Annotated in this window: 15 protein-coding genes; 6 read left to right on the forward strand and 9 right to left on the reverse strand. The window is 62.3% G+C overall.

Annotated elements, in window-relative coordinates:
* Positions 1-12: 12 nt before the first annotated feature.
* Together BLS57_RS12810 and BLS57_RS12815 are read left to right on the forward strand one after the other, a co-directional pair.
* Positions 13-1,017 carry an ABC transporter ATP-binding protein gene (locus BLS57_RS12810; protein ID WP_093742927.1) on the forward strand — a complete coding sequence of 335 codons (1,005 nt, stop codon included), beginning with the start codon at positions 13-15 and terminating at the stop codon, positions 1,015-1,017.
* A gap of 74 nt (positions 1,018-1,091) precedes the next feature.
* On the forward strand, positions 1,092-2,564 hold the full coding sequence (locus tag BLS57_RS12815) for a mannitol dehydrogenase family protein (protein ID WP_093743139.1): 1,473 nt from the start codon (positions 1,092-1,094) through the stop codon (positions 2,562-2,564).
* Between the two features lie 22 nt (positions 2,565-2,586).
* Here the strand turns inward: BLS57_RS12815 and BLS57_RS12820 are convergent, their stop codons facing one another.
* The gene (locus BLS57_RS12820; RefSeq protein ID WP_093742929.1) at positions 2,587-3,807 is read right to left on the reverse strand and encodes an FAD-dependent oxidoreductase; all 1,221 of its coding nucleotides are present in this window, start codon (positions 3,805-3,807) and stop codon (positions 2,587-2,589) included.
* 183 nt (positions 3,808-3,990) lie between these two features.
* Between BLS57_RS12820 and BLS57_RS12825 the strand changes: the two genes are divergently transcribed.
* On the forward strand, positions 3,991-4,263 hold the full coding sequence (locus tag BLS57_RS12825; RefSeq protein ID WP_093742931.1) for a hypothetical protein: 273 nt from the start codon (positions 3,991-3,993) through the stop codon (positions 4,261-4,263).
* 48 nt (positions 4,264-4,311) lie between these two features.
* Here BLS57_RS12825 and BLS57_RS12830 read toward each other — a convergent pair whose 3' ends face one another.
* The 5 genes from BLS57_RS12830 to BLS57_RS12850 form a co-directional block, all read right to left on the reverse strand.
* Positions 4,312-4,977: a L,D-transpeptidase gene (locus BLS57_RS12830; protein ID WP_093742933.1), complete on the reverse strand. Its 666-nt coding sequence runs from the start codon at positions 4,975-4,977 to the stop codon at positions 4,312-4,314.
* A gap of 141 nt (positions 4,978-5,118) precedes the next feature.
* A complete protein-coding gene (locus BLS57_RS12835) occupies positions 5,119-5,547 on the reverse strand; it encodes a YqaA family protein (protein ID WP_093742936.1) in 429 nt (142 codons plus the stop codon).
* A gap of 1 nt (position 5,548) precedes the next feature.
* On the reverse strand, positions 5,549-6,874 hold the full coding sequence (locus BLS57_RS12840) for an MFS transporter (protein WP_093742938.1): 1,326 nt from the start codon (positions 6,872-6,874) through the stop codon (positions 5,549-5,551).
* A gap of 103 nt (positions 6,875-6,977) precedes the next feature.
* The gene (locus tag BLS57_RS12845; protein ID WP_093742940.1) at positions 6,978-8,597 is read right to left on the reverse strand and encodes a BCCT family transporter; all 1,620 of its coding nucleotides are present in this window, start codon (positions 8,595-8,597) and stop codon (positions 6,978-6,980) included.
* Positions 8,598-8,733: 136 nt separating this feature from the next.
* The gene (locus BLS57_RS12850; RefSeq protein ID WP_244153686.1) at positions 8,734-9,378 is read right to left on the reverse strand and encodes a 2-hydroxychromene-2-carboxylate isomerase; all 645 of its coding nucleotides are present in this window, start codon (positions 9,376-9,378) and stop codon (positions 8,734-8,736) included.
* Between the two features lie 194 nt (positions 9,379-9,572).
* Between BLS57_RS12850 and BLS57_RS12855 the strand changes: the two genes are divergently transcribed.
* The 3 genes from BLS57_RS12855 to BLS57_RS12865 all read left to right on the forward strand — a co-directional run bounded on the left by BLS57_RS12855 (position 9,573) and on the right by BLS57_RS12865 (position 12,216).
* Positions 9,573-9,788 carry a hypothetical protein gene (locus tag BLS57_RS12855; protein ID WP_093742944.1) on the forward strand — a complete coding sequence of 72 codons (216 nt, stop codon included), beginning with the start codon at positions 9,573-9,575 and terminating at the stop codon, positions 9,786-9,788.
* Between the two features lie 122 nt (positions 9,789-9,910).
* Positions 9,911-10,885: a glucokinase gene (locus tag BLS57_RS12860; RefSeq protein WP_093742946.1), complete on the forward strand. Its 975-nt coding sequence runs from the start codon at positions 9,911-9,913 to the stop codon at positions 10,883-10,885.
* Between the two features lie 47 nt (positions 10,886-10,932).
* Entirely contained in the window at positions 10,933-12,216 is a 1,284-nt protein-coding gene (locus BLS57_RS12865; protein WP_093742948.1) for a glycerate kinase type-2 family protein, read from the forward strand.
* 76 nt (positions 12,217-12,292) lie between these two features.
* Here the strand turns inward: BLS57_RS12865 and BLS57_RS12870 are convergent, their stop codons facing one another.
* The 3 genes from BLS57_RS12870 to BLS57_RS12880 all read right to left on the reverse strand — a co-directional run bounded on the left by BLS57_RS12870 (position 12,293) and on the right by BLS57_RS12880 (position 15,997).
* Entirely contained in the window at positions 12,293-13,384 is a 1,092-nt protein-coding gene (locus BLS57_RS12870; RefSeq protein ID WP_093742950.1) for a Zn-dependent alcohol dehydrogenase, read from the reverse strand.
* Between the two features lie 71 nt (positions 13,385-13,455).
* Entirely contained in the window at positions 13,456-14,667 is a 1,212-nt protein-coding gene (locus BLS57_RS12875) for a TCR/Tet family MFS transporter (RefSeq protein WP_093743141.1), read from the reverse strand.
* Between the two features lie 4 nt (positions 14,668-14,671).
* Positions 14,672-15,997: a lyase family protein gene (locus BLS57_RS12880; protein ID WP_093742952.1), complete on the reverse strand. Its 1,326-nt coding sequence runs from the start codon at positions 15,995-15,997 to the stop codon at positions 14,672-14,674.
* Positions 15,998-15,999: the final 2 nt, after the last annotated feature.

The following is a 15,999-nucleotide window of genomic DNA, read 5'->3' on the forward strand; positions in this document are numbered from 1 at the left end:
AGGGACAGTCACATGGGACAAATCAAACTCAACCAAGTTTCCAAAAGCTTCGGCGATGTGCAAGTCATTCCGCCATTGGACCTGACCATCGAAGACGGCGAATTCACTGTCTTTGTCGGCCCTTCAGGCTGCGGTAAATCCACTCTGCTGCGCTTGATCGCGGGGCTGGAGGACATCACCGACGGTCATATCGAAATCGACGGGACCGATGCCACCAATGTACCACCCGCCAAACGCGGTCTGGCGATGGTGTTCCAATCCTACGCGCTCTACCCGCATATGTCGGTGCGCAAGAACATCGCTTTTCCAATGAAGATGGCGGGTCTGCCCGCAGATGAGCAGAACCGCCGGATTGAGGCTGCCGCCAAAGCGCTGAACCTGACCGACTACCTTGACCGACGTCCCGGCCAACTGTCGGGCGGCCAGCGCCAGCGTGTGGCCATTGGCCGTGCGATTGTGCGCGAGCCTTCGGCCTTTCTCTTTGACGAGCCGCTGTCCAACCTTGACGCCGCGCTGCGGGTCGGGATGCGGCTTGAGATCAGTGAGCTGCACAAGCGGCTGGCCACCACGATGATCTATGTGACCCACGATCAAGTCGAAGCGATGACCATGGCCGACAAAATTGTCGTGCTGCGGGCAGGCTTTATCGAACAGGTCGGCAGCCCGCTGGAACTGTATCACCGTCCTTGCAACGAGTTCGTCGCGGGCTTTATCGGCTCGCCCAAGATGAACCTGATCAAAGGGGCCGAGGCCGACAAACGCGGCGCGCCGACCATCGGCATCCGGCCTGAGCATATCGACGTTTCGACCAGTGCTGGCGATTGGCAGGGCAAGGTAGGCGTGGCCGAGCATCTTGGCTCTGACACCTTCCTACACGTCCACGGCGTGGATGGCTGCGATCCGATGACCGTGCGTGTCGATGGGGAACTGCCCGTGAAACACGGCGATACCATCTTCCTCACCCCACAGGCGGAAAAACTGCACCGCTTTGATGCGCAGGGCCTGCGGATCGAATGATGCAATTCACAGAGGGCGCGGTTTTGAACGCGCGCGACCGCGAGGTCGCGCAGACCTCTAATGCGGAGAGGCCAATGGACAAGCTGACAAGTCTTTCGAATGCGACGCTCGGCGATCTGACTGTCGCGCGCCCGCAATACGACCGCGCGGCGCTGACGCCGGGGATCGTGCATATCGGCGTCGGCAATTTTCACCGCGCGCATCAGGCGTGGTATCTACATCGGCTGATGCAGGCAGGCGAGGCGCAGGATTGGGCGATCCTCGGGGCCGGTGTGCGCCCCTACGATTCCGCCATGCGAGAAAAGCTGCTGGCCCAAGACTGCCTCACCACTCTAATCGAACTCGACCCTGCTGAAACCTCGGCAGAAGTTATCGGTTCCATGATCGACTATCTCCCGATTGAAGACGGCAACGCTGCCCTGATCCGCGCCATGGCAGACCCCGCCATCCGCATTGTGGGGCTCACCGTGACCGAAAGCGGCTATTACATTGACCCGGTAACCAAAGGTTTCGACGCAGCCCATCCCGATATCCAACATGATGTCGCCCAGCCAGAGACCCCGCGCACGGCCTTTGGTGCCATAGTCGCAGCCCTGCGTCTGCGCCGTGCCGAAGGGCTTTCACCCTTCACGGGGTTGAGCTGCGATAACCTGCAAGGCAACGGCGATATTCTGCGGCAGACAGTGGTTTCACTCGCGCGCCTGTCCGATCCGACGCTGGCCGACTGGATCGAAGACAACGGCAGCTTCCCGAACTCTATGGTCGATTGCATCGCCCCGGCAACCGGACCACAGGAGATCGCACTCGCCCGAGATTTCGGCATTGTCGACACCGCCCCGGTGACCCACGAAGCCTTCCGCCAATGGGTGATCGAAGACAACTTCTGCGCCGGACGCCCGGATTGGGACAAGGTCGGTGCTACCTTCTCAAGCGATGTTCATGCTTATGAGAAGATGAAGATCCGCATTCTCAACGCAGGGCACCAAGTGCTCGCGAATGTGGGCGACTTGATGGAGATCGAGACCATCTCGGGCTGCATGGCTAATCCGCAGATCCGCGCGCTGTTCCGCAAGGTGCAGGCCGAGGAGATCACCCAAACCGTCGTCCCGGTGCCAGACATGACTCCGCTGGCCTATCTCGACCTGATCGAGCAGCGTTTTTCCAATCCGCGCATTGTCGACACCACCCGCCGAGTTGCCTTTGACGGTTCGGCGCGCCACACTGGCTTTGTCTTGCCAATCCTGCGCGACCAGCTTGCCGCCGGGCGTTCGGTTTCCGGTCTCGCCTTGGTCGAGGCACTCTGGGCGCGGATGTGCGAAGGCACGCGGGAGGACGGCAGCACCATCGCGCCAAACGATCCGCTTTGGAACGAGCTGCAAACCTGTGCCCGCGCGGCGAAAGAACGGCCTGAGGCATGGTTGGAGCAAGAGCGGCTCTATGGCGATCTGGCGCAGGCGGCGCCGTTTCGTGACGCCTTTGTCGGCTGGCTGGCTTTGATCTGGGCCGAGGGATGCAGCGCGGCTTTGTCAAAATACGCCGACGTATAACGTTCGAGCGAAGGGCGCGGGCCTAGCGAAACAGATCGGGGTCTGGCCGTTCCGGTTGGACCCCCAATCCGACAAAGTGGCCCGGAAGGTTCCGAAGGAGCGGCAGGCGCAGAAGCATCCGCAGAAAGAGCGGCGGACGGAACGACGCGCCGCTGCGCAGTGCTTTTAATAGCACACGGTTCTGGTCCACGACCTGCACCCTCTGCGTCACCCGTGTCGGCCAAGCGCGGTGTTTTTGGACGGCGGCGAGGTCGAAGGTCGACAAGGTGCCGTCGCGCAGGGGACGGGCCAAATGGTTGGCCGCCGCAACCGCGTCTTGCACGGCCAGATTAACGCCGACACCGCCCACCGGCGACATCGCATGGGCCGCATCACCGATGAAGAGCAGCCCGGAGCACCACCATGTCTCAAGCCTGTTGATCTGCACGCTCAGCACTTTGATCTGATCCCAGTCTTGCAGCTCATTAACGCGCTTAGCCTCGAAAGGCGCAACCTTCGCCAGTTCCGTTCGAAAAGCCGCCAGCCCCGCAGCCTGCTTTGCCTCAAAACCGCCCTTGGGGACGACATAGGCGCATTGCCAATAGTCTCCGCGATTGAGCGTAATGAAGATCTGCCCCGCATCAAACCGCCCTTGGGTCTCCTCCGTATCTTTGGGTGCGCGAGAGAGCCGGAACCACAGCACATCAATCGGCGCACCTAGGTCTTTAAGAGGCAACCCGGCTTCGGCCCTTAGCTGGGATCCGCGTCCATCTGCGGCGACGGTCAGGGGTGCTTTGATCGTTAGGTCCCCTTTAGGTGTCGCCGCGGTTAGGCCCGTGACGCGGCCGTCTTGGGTCAGCAACTGCCTTCCTTCGGCCTGCATGATCAGGCGAAAGTTTGGATAGGCTTTGGCCTTGTTTGCAAGGAACGACAGGAAGTCCCATTGCGGCATCATCGCGACAAAGGGTGCCTCTACCGGCAGCCGCGAGAAATCGGCCAGTTGTAGACGCTCTGCGCCAAACTGCGCCACGAACTGTTCGACCCGTTGATGCGGCAAACTTAAGAACTCTGGCAAAAGACCGAGATCGTGCATCAATTCCAGCGTAGAGGGATGGATCGTGTCCCCGCGAAAGTCGCGCAGGAAGTCGGCGTGCTTTTCCAAGACCACCACATCGACACCTGCGCGGGCCAGCAGATAGCCAAGCGTCAGCCCCGCGGGACCGCCGCCATTGATACAGCACTGGGTCTCAAGCACGGATGACACATCCCGCCCTTTCCGATTGTCGCATGGCGGGAACGGTAGCAAGATCGCGGCAGCAAAACCATGTTAAACCGCCCGCAGAAAAGAAGCGTGGATGGCCCTGTCGTTAGGCACCAGTAATGCTTGCAATCCCGCATCGGTCTGTCAGGTTGTCGACGATTTTATTCAAATGGAATGGCATAGGCTATGAAGCAAACGAGAACTTTTGCGATCGGCGCGGCGCTGCTGCTCGCCGCCGGCTGTACGGCACCGATGGAGACATCCAGCCCTTCGGGTAGGGTCGGCAACCTGCCGGAATCTGTCGCCAGCCTTGCGGCCCCAAACCAAGACCTTAGCACCGCGCGTTTGCTGCCTGAGGATGGGTGCTACTGGTACGAGCACAGCGGGCCGGTCGAGACCACGATGGTTCCCCTGCGCGCTGTGGGCGGCAATCCGATCTGCACAAAACGCGCGGCTTAAAGCCCGCGGTCGGGGACGCTGAACCGGCGCCCCCGACTAACCTCGCGCCTAGCTGCGCGGAACCACGCTTTCCTCAGCCGAATAGAGATAGGCCGTCGAGCCGGTCTTTACCTGCGGGTAGAGGTGGTTGATATGCGCCATAATCATGCGCACGCAGCCCGAGCTTGCCCGACCGCCAATGCTGTGCGGCTCTGGCGTGCCGTGGATACGCAGATAGGTGTCCCGGTTGCCTTGAAAGAGGTATAGCGCTCGCGAGCCGAGCGGGTTGGTCGGGCCGGGATCGACGCCATCAGCGACCGGGCCGTAAAGCTCAGGATCGCGCTTGATCATGTTCTGGGTCGGGGTCCATGTGGGCCACTCAACCTTGCGTTTGATCGTATAAGTGCCCGCCTCATAAAGGTTGCCGCGCGCAATCGCCACGCCGTAGCGCATCGCGGTGCCGCCTTCTTCGATGTGGTAGACATAGCGAGCAACCGCGTCGACATGCACGTCGCCCGGCACCAGATTGTCATTGGCCACGACCCGCTGCGGCAGAAAACGCGGATGCACACCCCAAGGGTTGGACGTGGTCAGATCAAACCCCGCCGGGGTCACCTGCGCGTCCCAAGCTGCCTTTTGCGCCGCTGTCGGGCGCGTCGCCGCAAGAAGCGGGCTGCCGATGGCACCAGAGAAAAGGGCCGTGGTGGTTTGAATGAAATGTCGTCTTGTCAGCATGCTGTCGCTCCGTAGTCATGTCAGGGCGTGCCATTTGGCTCTATCTATCTATACCAACCATCAGCCTGCGCGAAAGTTCGCCAAAGGTCTCAACAGATGAAAAGACTGTGATGTTTTTGCCGTTTAATGCTTGGCGCGGGTTCAGCGGTAATTCAGCGCGGCCAGTGCCAGCACGACATAGCGTCCACCTTTAGCGAGGGTCACGATGACCAGAAACCGCCACAGTGGTTCCTTCAAAACCCCCGCCACCAAGGTCAAAGGATCACCGATAATCGGCACCCAACTCGCCAGCAGGCTCCAGTAGCCCCAACGCTGATACCAATTTGACGCCCGCGATACCTGCTTAGGGGAGGCGGGAAACCAGCGCCGGTCGGCATATGCGCTCAGGTAGCGTCCGAGGATCCAGTTGAGCAGTGACCCCAACACGTTCCCAGCCGTCGCGACGATCAGGAGCAGGGCAACAGGATGTGCGCCTGCCCAAATCAACCCGAGCAAGACGGCTTCGGACTGCGCAGGGACCAGCGTCGCGGCGAGAAGAGCCGCCATGAAGAGGCTGAGCAGAGACAGCATTTCAGCCCCTGTCGGGCCAGCGGGGGTGCAGGTCGTCAATGATGAACGGATGCGCATGCCCCTCAGTATCAGAGGGTTTCAGATGTGGATGGCCGCTAGGCAAGTTCGGGTGGGCATGGGCAAGGATTTCAGGATCGCCCGCGGGCCAGAACCTGAACGCCGCGATGACACCAATCGCACCGAGCACTGCCAACGCCAGTAAGGCGGTGATAGTGCCAAACTCCGTCATCAGCCAGCCCGCAAGGGGATAGGTCAACAGCCAGCACGCATGGCTAAGCGCGAATTGCGCAGCGAAAACAGCAGGGAGATCCGGCGCACGGGCCGACCTGCGTAACAGTCGCCCTGACGGGGTCATAACGGTGGAGTTGCCCAAGCCAATCAGCAGCCAGACCCCTAGCATGAGGGGCCAGCTTAGCCCAACGGCAGTTAGCGCCAGTGCAAGCCCGAGCAGGGCGGTGACCATCAGCGCGCCGCCCAAGAGCATCACAAGACGATCAGCTACGCGCTCCAGCAAAGGCGGCAGAGCAAACGCGGCAATCATACTACCCGCGCCAAAGGCGAACATCGTCCATGCCAGCGCGGTATCGTCCAGCCCCAACTGCCCGCGCACCAGCACGACGGAGTTGACCAAGACCATCGCCCCGGCTGCCGAAACGGCGAGGTTCAGCCCCAACAACCCGCGCAGCCGCGGGGTTGCCAGATAGAGCCGAATGCCGCGGGTGGTACGGTCATAGATGCCACGGCGCGTCACCGTCTTAGGGCTGGGTAAGACGACCGAAAGCACAAGCAGGGCTGAGGCCAGAAACCCGACGACAGTGCCGAGAAAAAGCATATTATAGCTCATCACCGCCAGGAAAAGCGCGGCCAGCGCGGGGGAGACGATATTCTCCAGATCATAGGCCAAACGGGACAGAGATAACGCGCGGGTATAGCGCGGCTCTTCCGGCAAAACGTCTGGGATTGTCGCCTGAAACGTCGGAGTGAATCCAGCAGAGGCGGCCTGCAACAGGAAGATTAGCACATAGATCTGCCAGACCTCGGTGACAAAGGGCAGGGCCAGCGCCACAGCCGCGCGGATTAGGTCCAAGGTCACCAGCATGGCCCGGCGCGGCACCCTCTCGGCAAAGGCGCTGGCGAGGGGGGCGATGCCGACATAAGCCACCATCTTGATCGTAAAGACTGTACCAAGGACCAGCGCCGCGCGCTCGCCGGCGAGGTCATAGGCCAAGAGCCCAAGCGCCATAGTGGCGAGCCCCGTGCCCAACAGCGCCACAACCTGCGCAAGAAACAGGTGCCGGTAAGTGCGATCAGCAAGGATATCCAGCATGGCCAACTTTTCCGAATTCTCTAGCTGTTGATAGCCGCGCTGGCCGCCTATGGCTACGCTTTAGCGTAAGCAGGAGAAAGGCTGTTTAGGTTAAGAAGGGCGCCTAGTCTTTTGCAAACTCATCCAATTCCGGGCGTTCGCTGATGGATATGTGATCAATCTCTTCCTGCCGAAACCCAAGAACCAGCGCGGGGATCATCATACAGACCAGCAAGAAGATTGGCAGGCCAACCACCGTGATGACCTGCTGCAAGGCTGTCAGTCCGGCTTCCCCAGTCAGCACGATCAACATGGCTGCCACCAGCCCCTCGGCCACACCCCAAAAGACGCGCTGGCGGACCGGACCGGACTCCGCATGACCGGTGCAGAGCATGTCCACCACCAGCGAGGCGGAATCCGAGGAGGTGGCAAAGAAGATCGCCACAATCACGACCGCGACGCCTTGGATCAAGGTGGTGAATGGCAACTGCTCAAAGAAGGCGAACATGGCGAGGGGCACACTATCGGCCACCGCCCGGCTGATCTCGCCCGCAGCATCGCCCATCGCCGCACGGGCCTCAGCGCCGATGCCGTCAAACGCCATCGCCTGCCAGCCGAAGATCGAGAACCAGATCAGGGTAAAGATGGTGGGGGCCAACAGGACGCCGGAAACAAACTCCCGGATCGTCCGCCCGCGGGAAATGCGCGCCACGAAAAGACCGATGAAAGGCGACCACGTGACCGTCCATGCCCAGTAAAAGACGGTCCAATTGCCCTGCCAGCCCCAGTCGTCGTTGCTGGGGTTTCTATTCGCCAGCATGTCATTCCAGAACGCCAGTCGGGGCAGGTTACTGAGGTAGAGCCCAACCGTCTCCACCATGCCGCGCAGCAGGAAGAGGGTCGAACCGGTGATGAGGACAAAGATCATCAGCAACACGGCCATACCGATGTTGATATTCGACAGCAGCTTCACCCCGCTGTCGAGCCCTGCGACGATCGACGCCACGGCAACTGCGGTGAGGACGGCGAGGATCGAGATCTTCAGAAAGGTACTGGGCTCCCAATCGAACAAAGCCGACAGCCCCGCTGCGATCTGTGAGGAACCCAGCCCAAGCGACACCGCAACCCCGAAAACCGTACCGAGGACAGATGCGATGTCGATGGCCTTGCCAATAGGCCCATGGATGCGCTCGCGCAAAAGCGGATAGAAGACCGAACTCACCCGAACCGGCAGCTCATATCGGTTGATGAAATATGCAAAGGCCAAGCCCGGCAGGGTGAAGATCGCCCATGTGTGCAGGCCAAGGTGGTAGATCGCGATGGAAATAGCATCGCGCGCGGCGTCTTCGGTGAAAGGCTCCACACCGGGCTGGGGCGGGGTTTGGAAATGGCTGATGGGCTCAGCCACGCCCCAGAACATCAGCACGGTGCCGATCCCGCCGGCAAAGAGCATCGTGAACCACGATAGGTTGGAGTATTCGGGGGTCGAGCCTTTGGGGCCAAGACGGATATGCCCATGTCGCGACATTGCCGCCCAGATCAGAAAGCCGAGCCAGAGGTTGACGCCGAAGATGAAGAACCAGCCTAGGTTGGTCACGACCCATGACCGTCCTGCGGCAAAAGCGGCACCAATGGGTTCAGGGGCGATAATTAAAAGCAGTACAAAGGCGACCGTCAGCCCGGCGGAGATAAAGAAGATGGTTGGATCGGTCTTCAATCCCAAACGGCGCGCAAGGCTTTCCACATTTGTCCCCTTCGTCTGATCAAGCTTGATCGAGCTGCGTTTTCTCGCGCGCTCAGGGGGTTAACTGCAAAAATAGGTTCTGCGTTCCCGCACAATTGGACTTTGCGATCGAACGGCGATCCGACACGGCGCAGAGTTAAGTGCTTGGCCGGGGAGGATTATAAAAGCTATGCGCCCCGTAGGGATGGTCAAAAGCATGGTCGAGCAGTTCCAGATGGTCTTGGCCGTAATACATGTCTCCGTCGAGGAAATAAGTCGGCGAACCAAAGACACCGCGCGCGATGGCTTCTTGCGTGTTCTGGTCGTGGATCGCCTGTACCTCGGCACTCTCCGCCCGCTGCAGCAGCCGCTCACTATCTACCGCCAAGTGCACCGTGGCGCGGCGCAGATGATCAGGATCGGCAAGGTCGATGTCATCGCGCCAATGGCCCTGCAAAAGCGCAAAGGACAGGGCGTCGACGTCAACGCCATCTTCGGCGGCGGCGATCAGAAAGCCGTTGGAAAGCTTCAGGGAATGATCGTGATGCGTCGGGCGGTGATTCAACACCTCCAGCTCGCGATACTGCGCCCAGCGGGTGATCTCGCGCCCGAAGAAGTAGTCGATGTAATGCGCTGAAAAGCTGCGGGATTGAGCGCCACGCGCAGCGTCAATGACTGGGTAGAGGTCAAAGGGGCGGTGAACCAGTTTGCAACCTCGGGCTTTGCATATCTCCAGCAACCTTTGGTGCCCGAGATAGGCATAGGCCGAATGGGCGGAATAGAAATATTCGATAGTACTCAAAGGGCTGCTCCAATAATCCAGCCGCTTGCCGCAGCTCTCTGAGACAGTTTGACAATAAAGACATTCCGCGTCCATCGCGCCTGCTCCGGGAACTTTCGCCGGTTCCAAGTGTTTGCCCGTTAACAGGGCGTGAGGCGGCGCATTTTAGCGCCCCCGTCCTTTTGCAATGTCCGCAGCCAGGAAAGGGACAGAACATGAGTCCACCAGACACAGACCTCAAGAAACAAGAACGCCGCCATATGGGGCCGCTGATTGGCATCGCCCTCGTCGTGATTTTCGGTATTGGTATCATTGTTTATTGGACGGGCGAAGAAGTCGCGACCGCGCCCGAAGATAATTCGGTGGTCGAAGAAGGCGCGACCGTTGAAGGCGAAGGCACTGCCGAAGTACCAGTCGCACCGACCGAATAAGAGGCGTTCTCATACGGACAATAGGCCCGGGGTTCATACCGCCGGGCCTTTTGCTGTTTGCCTCTTTTATGTTTGCAAGACAGACTGGTGAAGTTGCGGGAGTAGCGGCAAAGGAGGCAGGGATGTGGTATCTTTTAGGGGATGTGGGCGGCACCAATCTTCGGCTGGCCGCGATTGATGAAACAGGCGCTTTCGGCACCCGAGAAAGCCTGCCGACTGCAGGTGTTGCCGATCTGCCGGAAACCTGCGCAGCCTTCGTCGCCGGGATGGGAAGCCCCCCTAAGGCCATTGCTATCGCGGCTGCGGGGGTGGTTAAGGAAGGCCGTGTGACCTTCACCAACGCTGCAAAGCACGTCTCAACTACGCAACTGGCGAAGGCCTGTCAGGTGCCCGCGGAAAACGTGCTGCTGCTCAACGATTTCGAAGCCGCTGCGTGGTCGCTTGCTAAGATTGAGCCGGGGGAAGTGACCTATCTGCAAGGCGGTCCTGACCCGCAACCGGGCGCGCGGGTGATCATGGGGCCGGGCACCGGCCTCGGGGTCGGGGCGCTGGTCTGGCAGAAGGGGCATCCCTCTGCCGTGCCCGGCGAAGGCGGGCACTTGCGCCTGACCCCTCATTCTGCCGAAGAAGTTGCCTATTTCGAAGCCTTAATCGCGGATTGGCCGGAAGTGCAGATGGGCAACGGGTTGGCGGTCGAGGCCGAAGCGATCCTCTCGGGCACCGGTGTCCCGAGATGGTACCGCGCGATTGCAAAGGCGCGCGGGGAAGAGGCGCCGGTTGAGAATGCTTCGGCGATATTTGACGCGGCACAGGCTGGGAAGGACGCCAACGCTTGTCGTGCCATTGCCAGTTTCACACGGTACCTCGGCGGTATCGCCGGCGATTTGGGCCTCATTTTCGGCGCGCGGGGTGGGGTTTTTATCACGGGCGGGGTGGCGCAGGCCAATCCTTGGATCTTTGATGAGGCATTCCTCGCGGCCTTCAACGCAGGAGGGCGGCATAGCGATTGGCGCCGCGCCTTGCCGGTAGGGCTGTGCCAAGATCCCGACTTCGGATTAAAAGGCGCGCGCAACTGTCTGTTTACACGACTGGATTGACAGCCCCGCATCACCGGCCATGATCGCACCAGCAGCCGGAGCGCCCTATGACTGATCCCCTCGACCCCAAACGCCAGTTTCTCGCCGATCTATTCGATGCGGCTGTGGCCGCTGCTGACCCGAAGCAGATCTTGCAAAACAGCCTGCCGCCGCGCCCCAAGGGCCGCACCGTGGTGATCGGTGCGGGCAAGGGGGCCGCGCAGCTCGCGCAGGCTTTCGAAGACCTTTGGCCACATCCCTATGAGGGCGTGGTGGTCACCCGATACGGCTACGCAGCACCATGTCGTCAGATCAAAGTGCTAGAGGCGGCTCATCCGGTGCCAGACGAGGCGGGGATCGCCGCGGCGCGGGCGTTGCAAGAGGCTGTAACAGGCCTGGGGCCGGATGATCAGGTGATCGCGCTGATCTGCGGGGGCGGTTCCTCGCTCTTGCCTGCGCCGCCCGAAGGATTGACGCTCGCCGATCTGCAGGAGTTGAACGCGGCGCTACTTGCCTCTGGCGCGCCGATCTCAATGATGAACGACATTCGCAAACAGTTCAGCACGGTGAACGGGGGCCGGTTGGCAGCACTAGCTTCGCCTGCGTCCGTGCTGAGCCTGATCGTGTCGGACGTACCGGGTGACGATCCGGGCGCGGTGGCTTCTGGCCCCACAGTCCCGGGGTGTCCAACGGCCCGCGCGGTGCTGGCGGACATCAACGCACGTGGCTTGAACCTGCCGCCGCGCTGCATGGCGCATCTGGAGGCCACAGCCGCCGAAGACACGATGGAGGCCCAAGCCCATGACAATACCACCACCCGGATCATTGCTTCAGCCAGTCTCTCCTTAGAAGCCGCCGCCGAAGCTGCGCGGGCGCGTGGTGTCAACGCTTGGGTGTTGTCAGATGCGATCGAGGGCGAGGCGCAAGAGGTGGCTTCGGTCCATGCCGCCCTGGCCCGACAGGCAGAGCAAAGCGGTTTCCCGTATCCCGCGCCGTTGGTGCTGTTGTCCGGGGGCGAAACGACCGTCACCCTCCGCCATAAAGGACGCGGCGGGCGCAACAGCGCCTTTGCCTTGTCGCTGGCTCTGGCATTAGAGGGGCAGGGCGGCATCACCGCATTGGCCGCAGACACGGACGGGATTGACGGATCCGAAGACAACGCGGGGGCGTTCGCGGATGACCGAACTGCTGCCCAGATGCGTGAAGCCGGTGTCGACCCCCGCCATGCCTTGCAACACAATGATGCCTATGGCGCTTTTGCAGCGGCGGGGGGGCTGTTTCATACCGGTCCCACGGGGACGAATGTGAATGATTTTCGGGCAATTTTGATTGGTGATGTGCCAGTGCGGTGAGCGCGATGTTTGGGGCAGCCGCCGGGGGTTTCACACCCCCGGACCCCCGTGAAGTATTTTGGGCCAAAAAGAATAGTTAGTCGGCTTTGTCGAACAAGATCACGTTGCGGCGGGCGGCGCCGGTTTTCGTGTCGGCGATGGCCTCGTTGATTTGGTCTAGGCGCCAGCGGCCAGAGATCAGACTGTCGAGTTGCAATCGCCCTTGCAGGTAGAGGTCTACCATCCATGGGATGTCGCGCTGGATAACCACATCGCCCATTTTGGAGCCGACCATGCCTTGGCCCATGGCGGCAAGGATCACCGGCTCATAGCTCGACGCCGCACCGCTGTGGGGCATGCCGACCATGATGACGCGGCCCCCCGGCGCGAGGTAGCGCATGGCGGTGTCATAGGCGGGGATTGCGCCTACGGTGACGATCACCGCATCGGCCCCGCGGCCCATGGCTTTGTTGGCGCTGCGCCAGGGTTTTGCCTCCGTGGCCAGCACCGTGTCCGTGGCGCCGAATTCGCGGGCCACGGCGAGTTTGTCTTCGGTCATATCCACAGCAACGATGCGGCGTGCGCCGGCGATGCGTGCGCCTTGGATCGCGTTCAGGCCCACACCTCCCGCGCCGATGACCACCACATCTTGGCCCGCGCGCAGGCCTGCGGCGTTCACCACCGCACCAACGCCGGTGATGACGCCGCAGGCGATGAGGCAGGCGGCTTCTTTGGGAATGTCGGGCGAGATTTTCACCACCTGCGAACGGTCCACGACGACTTTCTCGGCAAAGCCGCCGGTCGCCATGGCTTGGAACAGGGGGGCGCCATCGCTGGTCTGCAACGGCCCCTCGGGGGGCTGCGGGGTAGTGCAGATCGTGGGTTGGCCGGAGGCGCAGCTAGGGCAGCTGCCGCAGGCGCGGATCAGGGTGACGACGACGCTGTCGCCTTCCTCCAGCCCCGGCACATTCGGCCCGATGGCGCTGATCCGCCCCGCCGCTTCGTGGCCATAGACCGCAGGCAGCGGCCCGCCCCATGCGCCTTCGGCGAAGGAGATATCCGAATGGCAGATCGCCACAGCATCAAGGGTGACTTCGACCTCGCCAGCCTTGGGCGGGCTGAGTTGGATGTCCTCAATAGTGAGCGGCTGGTCGAAGGCGTGGCAGACGGCGGCTTTGATGGTTTGCAAGGGGGCTGTCCTTTGGGTCCGAGGGTGTTTTTCGGAGCGTGGCGCGGATCAGGGCAGGGTGCAAGTCTGCGCTAGCCTGCCGCAGCGTCTTTTGGCAGCGGGCGGCTGGCGAAGAGGGCCAGTCCGGCGATGGTCAAGACCAGTGCCAATAGGAAGGGCGCGCCGGGGAGGTAGAGGGGGGCGCTGTCGCTGGTGAACTGTGCAAAAACGGCTGTCATGGCCAAGGGCGAGATGATCATCGCCATCGCGGTGGAGGAACTCAGTGCGCCGTGCAACTCGCCCTGCGCGTCGGCAGAGACACGGGCTGACATGATGCCCTGCAACGCGGGCGGGATCACCCCGGCAAGGGCCGCCAGAGGGGTCATGATCAGCGCCCATGTGCCTGAGGTCAGCAGCGTCAGAGCGAGAAAGGCGGCGAGGGCAAAGACATGCCCCGCGATCACCGTGCCGCGCGCCCCCAAGCGGCGCAGCACCGGGCCGATCAGCCCGCCTTGGACCAGCACCATTTGCACGCCAAAAAGGCCGAGCGACAGGCCGATCATCGTGGGCGACCAGCCGAAACGCTCTTGCCCGAAATAGGCCCAGACGGCGGGGTAGGCGGCAAAGCCCACGTGGTAGAGGAAATAGACCATGAGCAGCCTGCCAATCCCCGGCAGACGGCCAAGGGCTTGCAGCGCGCCAAGTGGATTTGCGCGGCGCCAGTCGAAGCGGCGGCGGTTGGCCTCAGGCAGTGTTTCGCGCAGCACCCGCCACCCCAGCAGCGCATTGCCCGCCGCCAGTGCAGCAGCCGCCCAGAAGGGCGCGCGGGTGCCGTATTCGCCCAAAACCCCACCGATCAGCGGCCCCAGCACGAACCCCGCGCCAAAGGCCGCGCCGATCAGCCCAAAGCGGGCAGCGCGGTCTTGGGCGGGCGAGATATCGGCCATATAGGCCGAAGCCGTGGCATGCGTTGCCGCCGTGATCCCGCCGACCAGACGTCCGATCAGCAGCAGCCAGATGGTGCCCGCCAAGGCCATGACGCTGTAATCCACCGTCATCACCACCAGTGCGAGCAGCAGCACCGGGCGGCGGCCAAAGCGGTCGGACAGCCCGCCCAGCACCGGACCAAAGAGGAATTGCATCGCGGCAAAACTGGTCGCCAAGACCCCGCCCCAGAGGGCGGCTTCGCTTAGGTCGCCGCCGCGCACCTCGCGGATCAGATCAGGCATCACCGGCAGGATCAGCCCGACGCCCATCGCGTCGATCATCACTGTGAGCAGGATAAAGATCAGCGGCAGCGGCATCCGGTCAGAGTTTTTCCGCACGGGCGGCAAAAGCTGCGGCATCGGCGGGGGCATGGCCCAGTTGCGCCTCGGCGCGGAACAGGTCTGCGGGCAGGTCGGGATAGTCGGCGCGGGCGAGATCGGCCAGCGGCACGCGTTTGTCGAGCGCGTCGTGGGCCAGCGCTTTGGTCACGCGTTGTGCTTCGGGGCGCGGCATCCGTTCGGCCAGCGCAAAGCTCAGCGCTTCGGCATGGATCAGCCCCAGCCCGGCGTCGAGGTTGTGGCGCATCTGCATGGGGTGCGGGGTGATCCCGGCGCTGAGCGCCTTGGCGTGGTGCAGGGCCGAGGCGAAGCCCAGACATATCTGCGGCAGGGCCAGCCATTCGGCGAACCATGCCCCGCCGTCGCGCTGGTGTTGATGCGCCGCGGCTGCTTGCAAGGTGGCGCGCAGCCCGCCGTGTTGGTGGTTCAGCGCGACAAGCACCGAGGGCGAGACCGGGTTTTGCTTTTGCGGCATGGTCGATGACCCGCCTGCTTGGCTCAGCGCCAGTTCCTGCGTGTCGCTATTGGTCAGCCCCAGCAAGGACTGCCCCATATGCGCAAGTGCTGCCATGACGCGGCCTTGCCAATCGACGAGGTGCAGGATCGGGCTGCGGTCCATGTGCCAAGTGCGGTGCGGATCGTTCAGGCCGAGGGCTTGGGCGAGGTCGGCGCGGGTCTTTGCCGCGTCTGGGCCAAGGGCGGAGGCGGTGCTTGCCGCGCCGGAGAGGGAGACCCAGAGGGTTTCCTTGCGCAGCGCGGGCAGGGCTTCCAGCGCGTCAATCAGAGGCATGCCCCATTCCGCCAGCACCGCGCCGAAGGAGGTCGGCGTAGCGTGTTGGCCATAGGTGCGGGCGGGCATCGGCAGATGCGCGTGGTCCTTGGCGGCTTTGCCCAGTGTTTTGATGACCTCGCGCAGGTCCGCTTCGGCGAGCAGCAGGGCTTGGCGCAGGCGGAGCATCAGGGCGGTGTCGAGAATATCTTGCGAGGTCGCGCCCCAATGGACGTATTGTGCGTGTTCGGGGGTCTGCATCTCTGAGCGGAACTGGTCCAGCAGGGCCGGGACGCTGACGCCGTTCTGGCCCGTCGCCTCGGCCAATGCGCCGGGGTCGACGCGGATTTCCAGACTGGCGCGGTGGATCGCGGCGGCGCTAAGTTCGGGGATCACGCCTTGGGTGCCCTGCACCTTGGCCAGCGCGCCTTCGACCAGCAGCATGGCGCGGACCGCCGCGCTGTCGGTGAAAAGCCGTCCGGCTTCGCCGCAGTCAAACAGGCGGGCGTAGAGGGAACTGTCGAAAACGCTGGCGGCCATGC

It is taken from the genome of Sulfitobacter delicatus (assembly GCF_900102535.1).
Classification (GTDB): Bacteria; Pseudomonadota; Alphaproteobacteria; order Rhodobacterales; family Rhodobacteraceae; genus Sulfitobacter; species Sulfitobacter delicatus.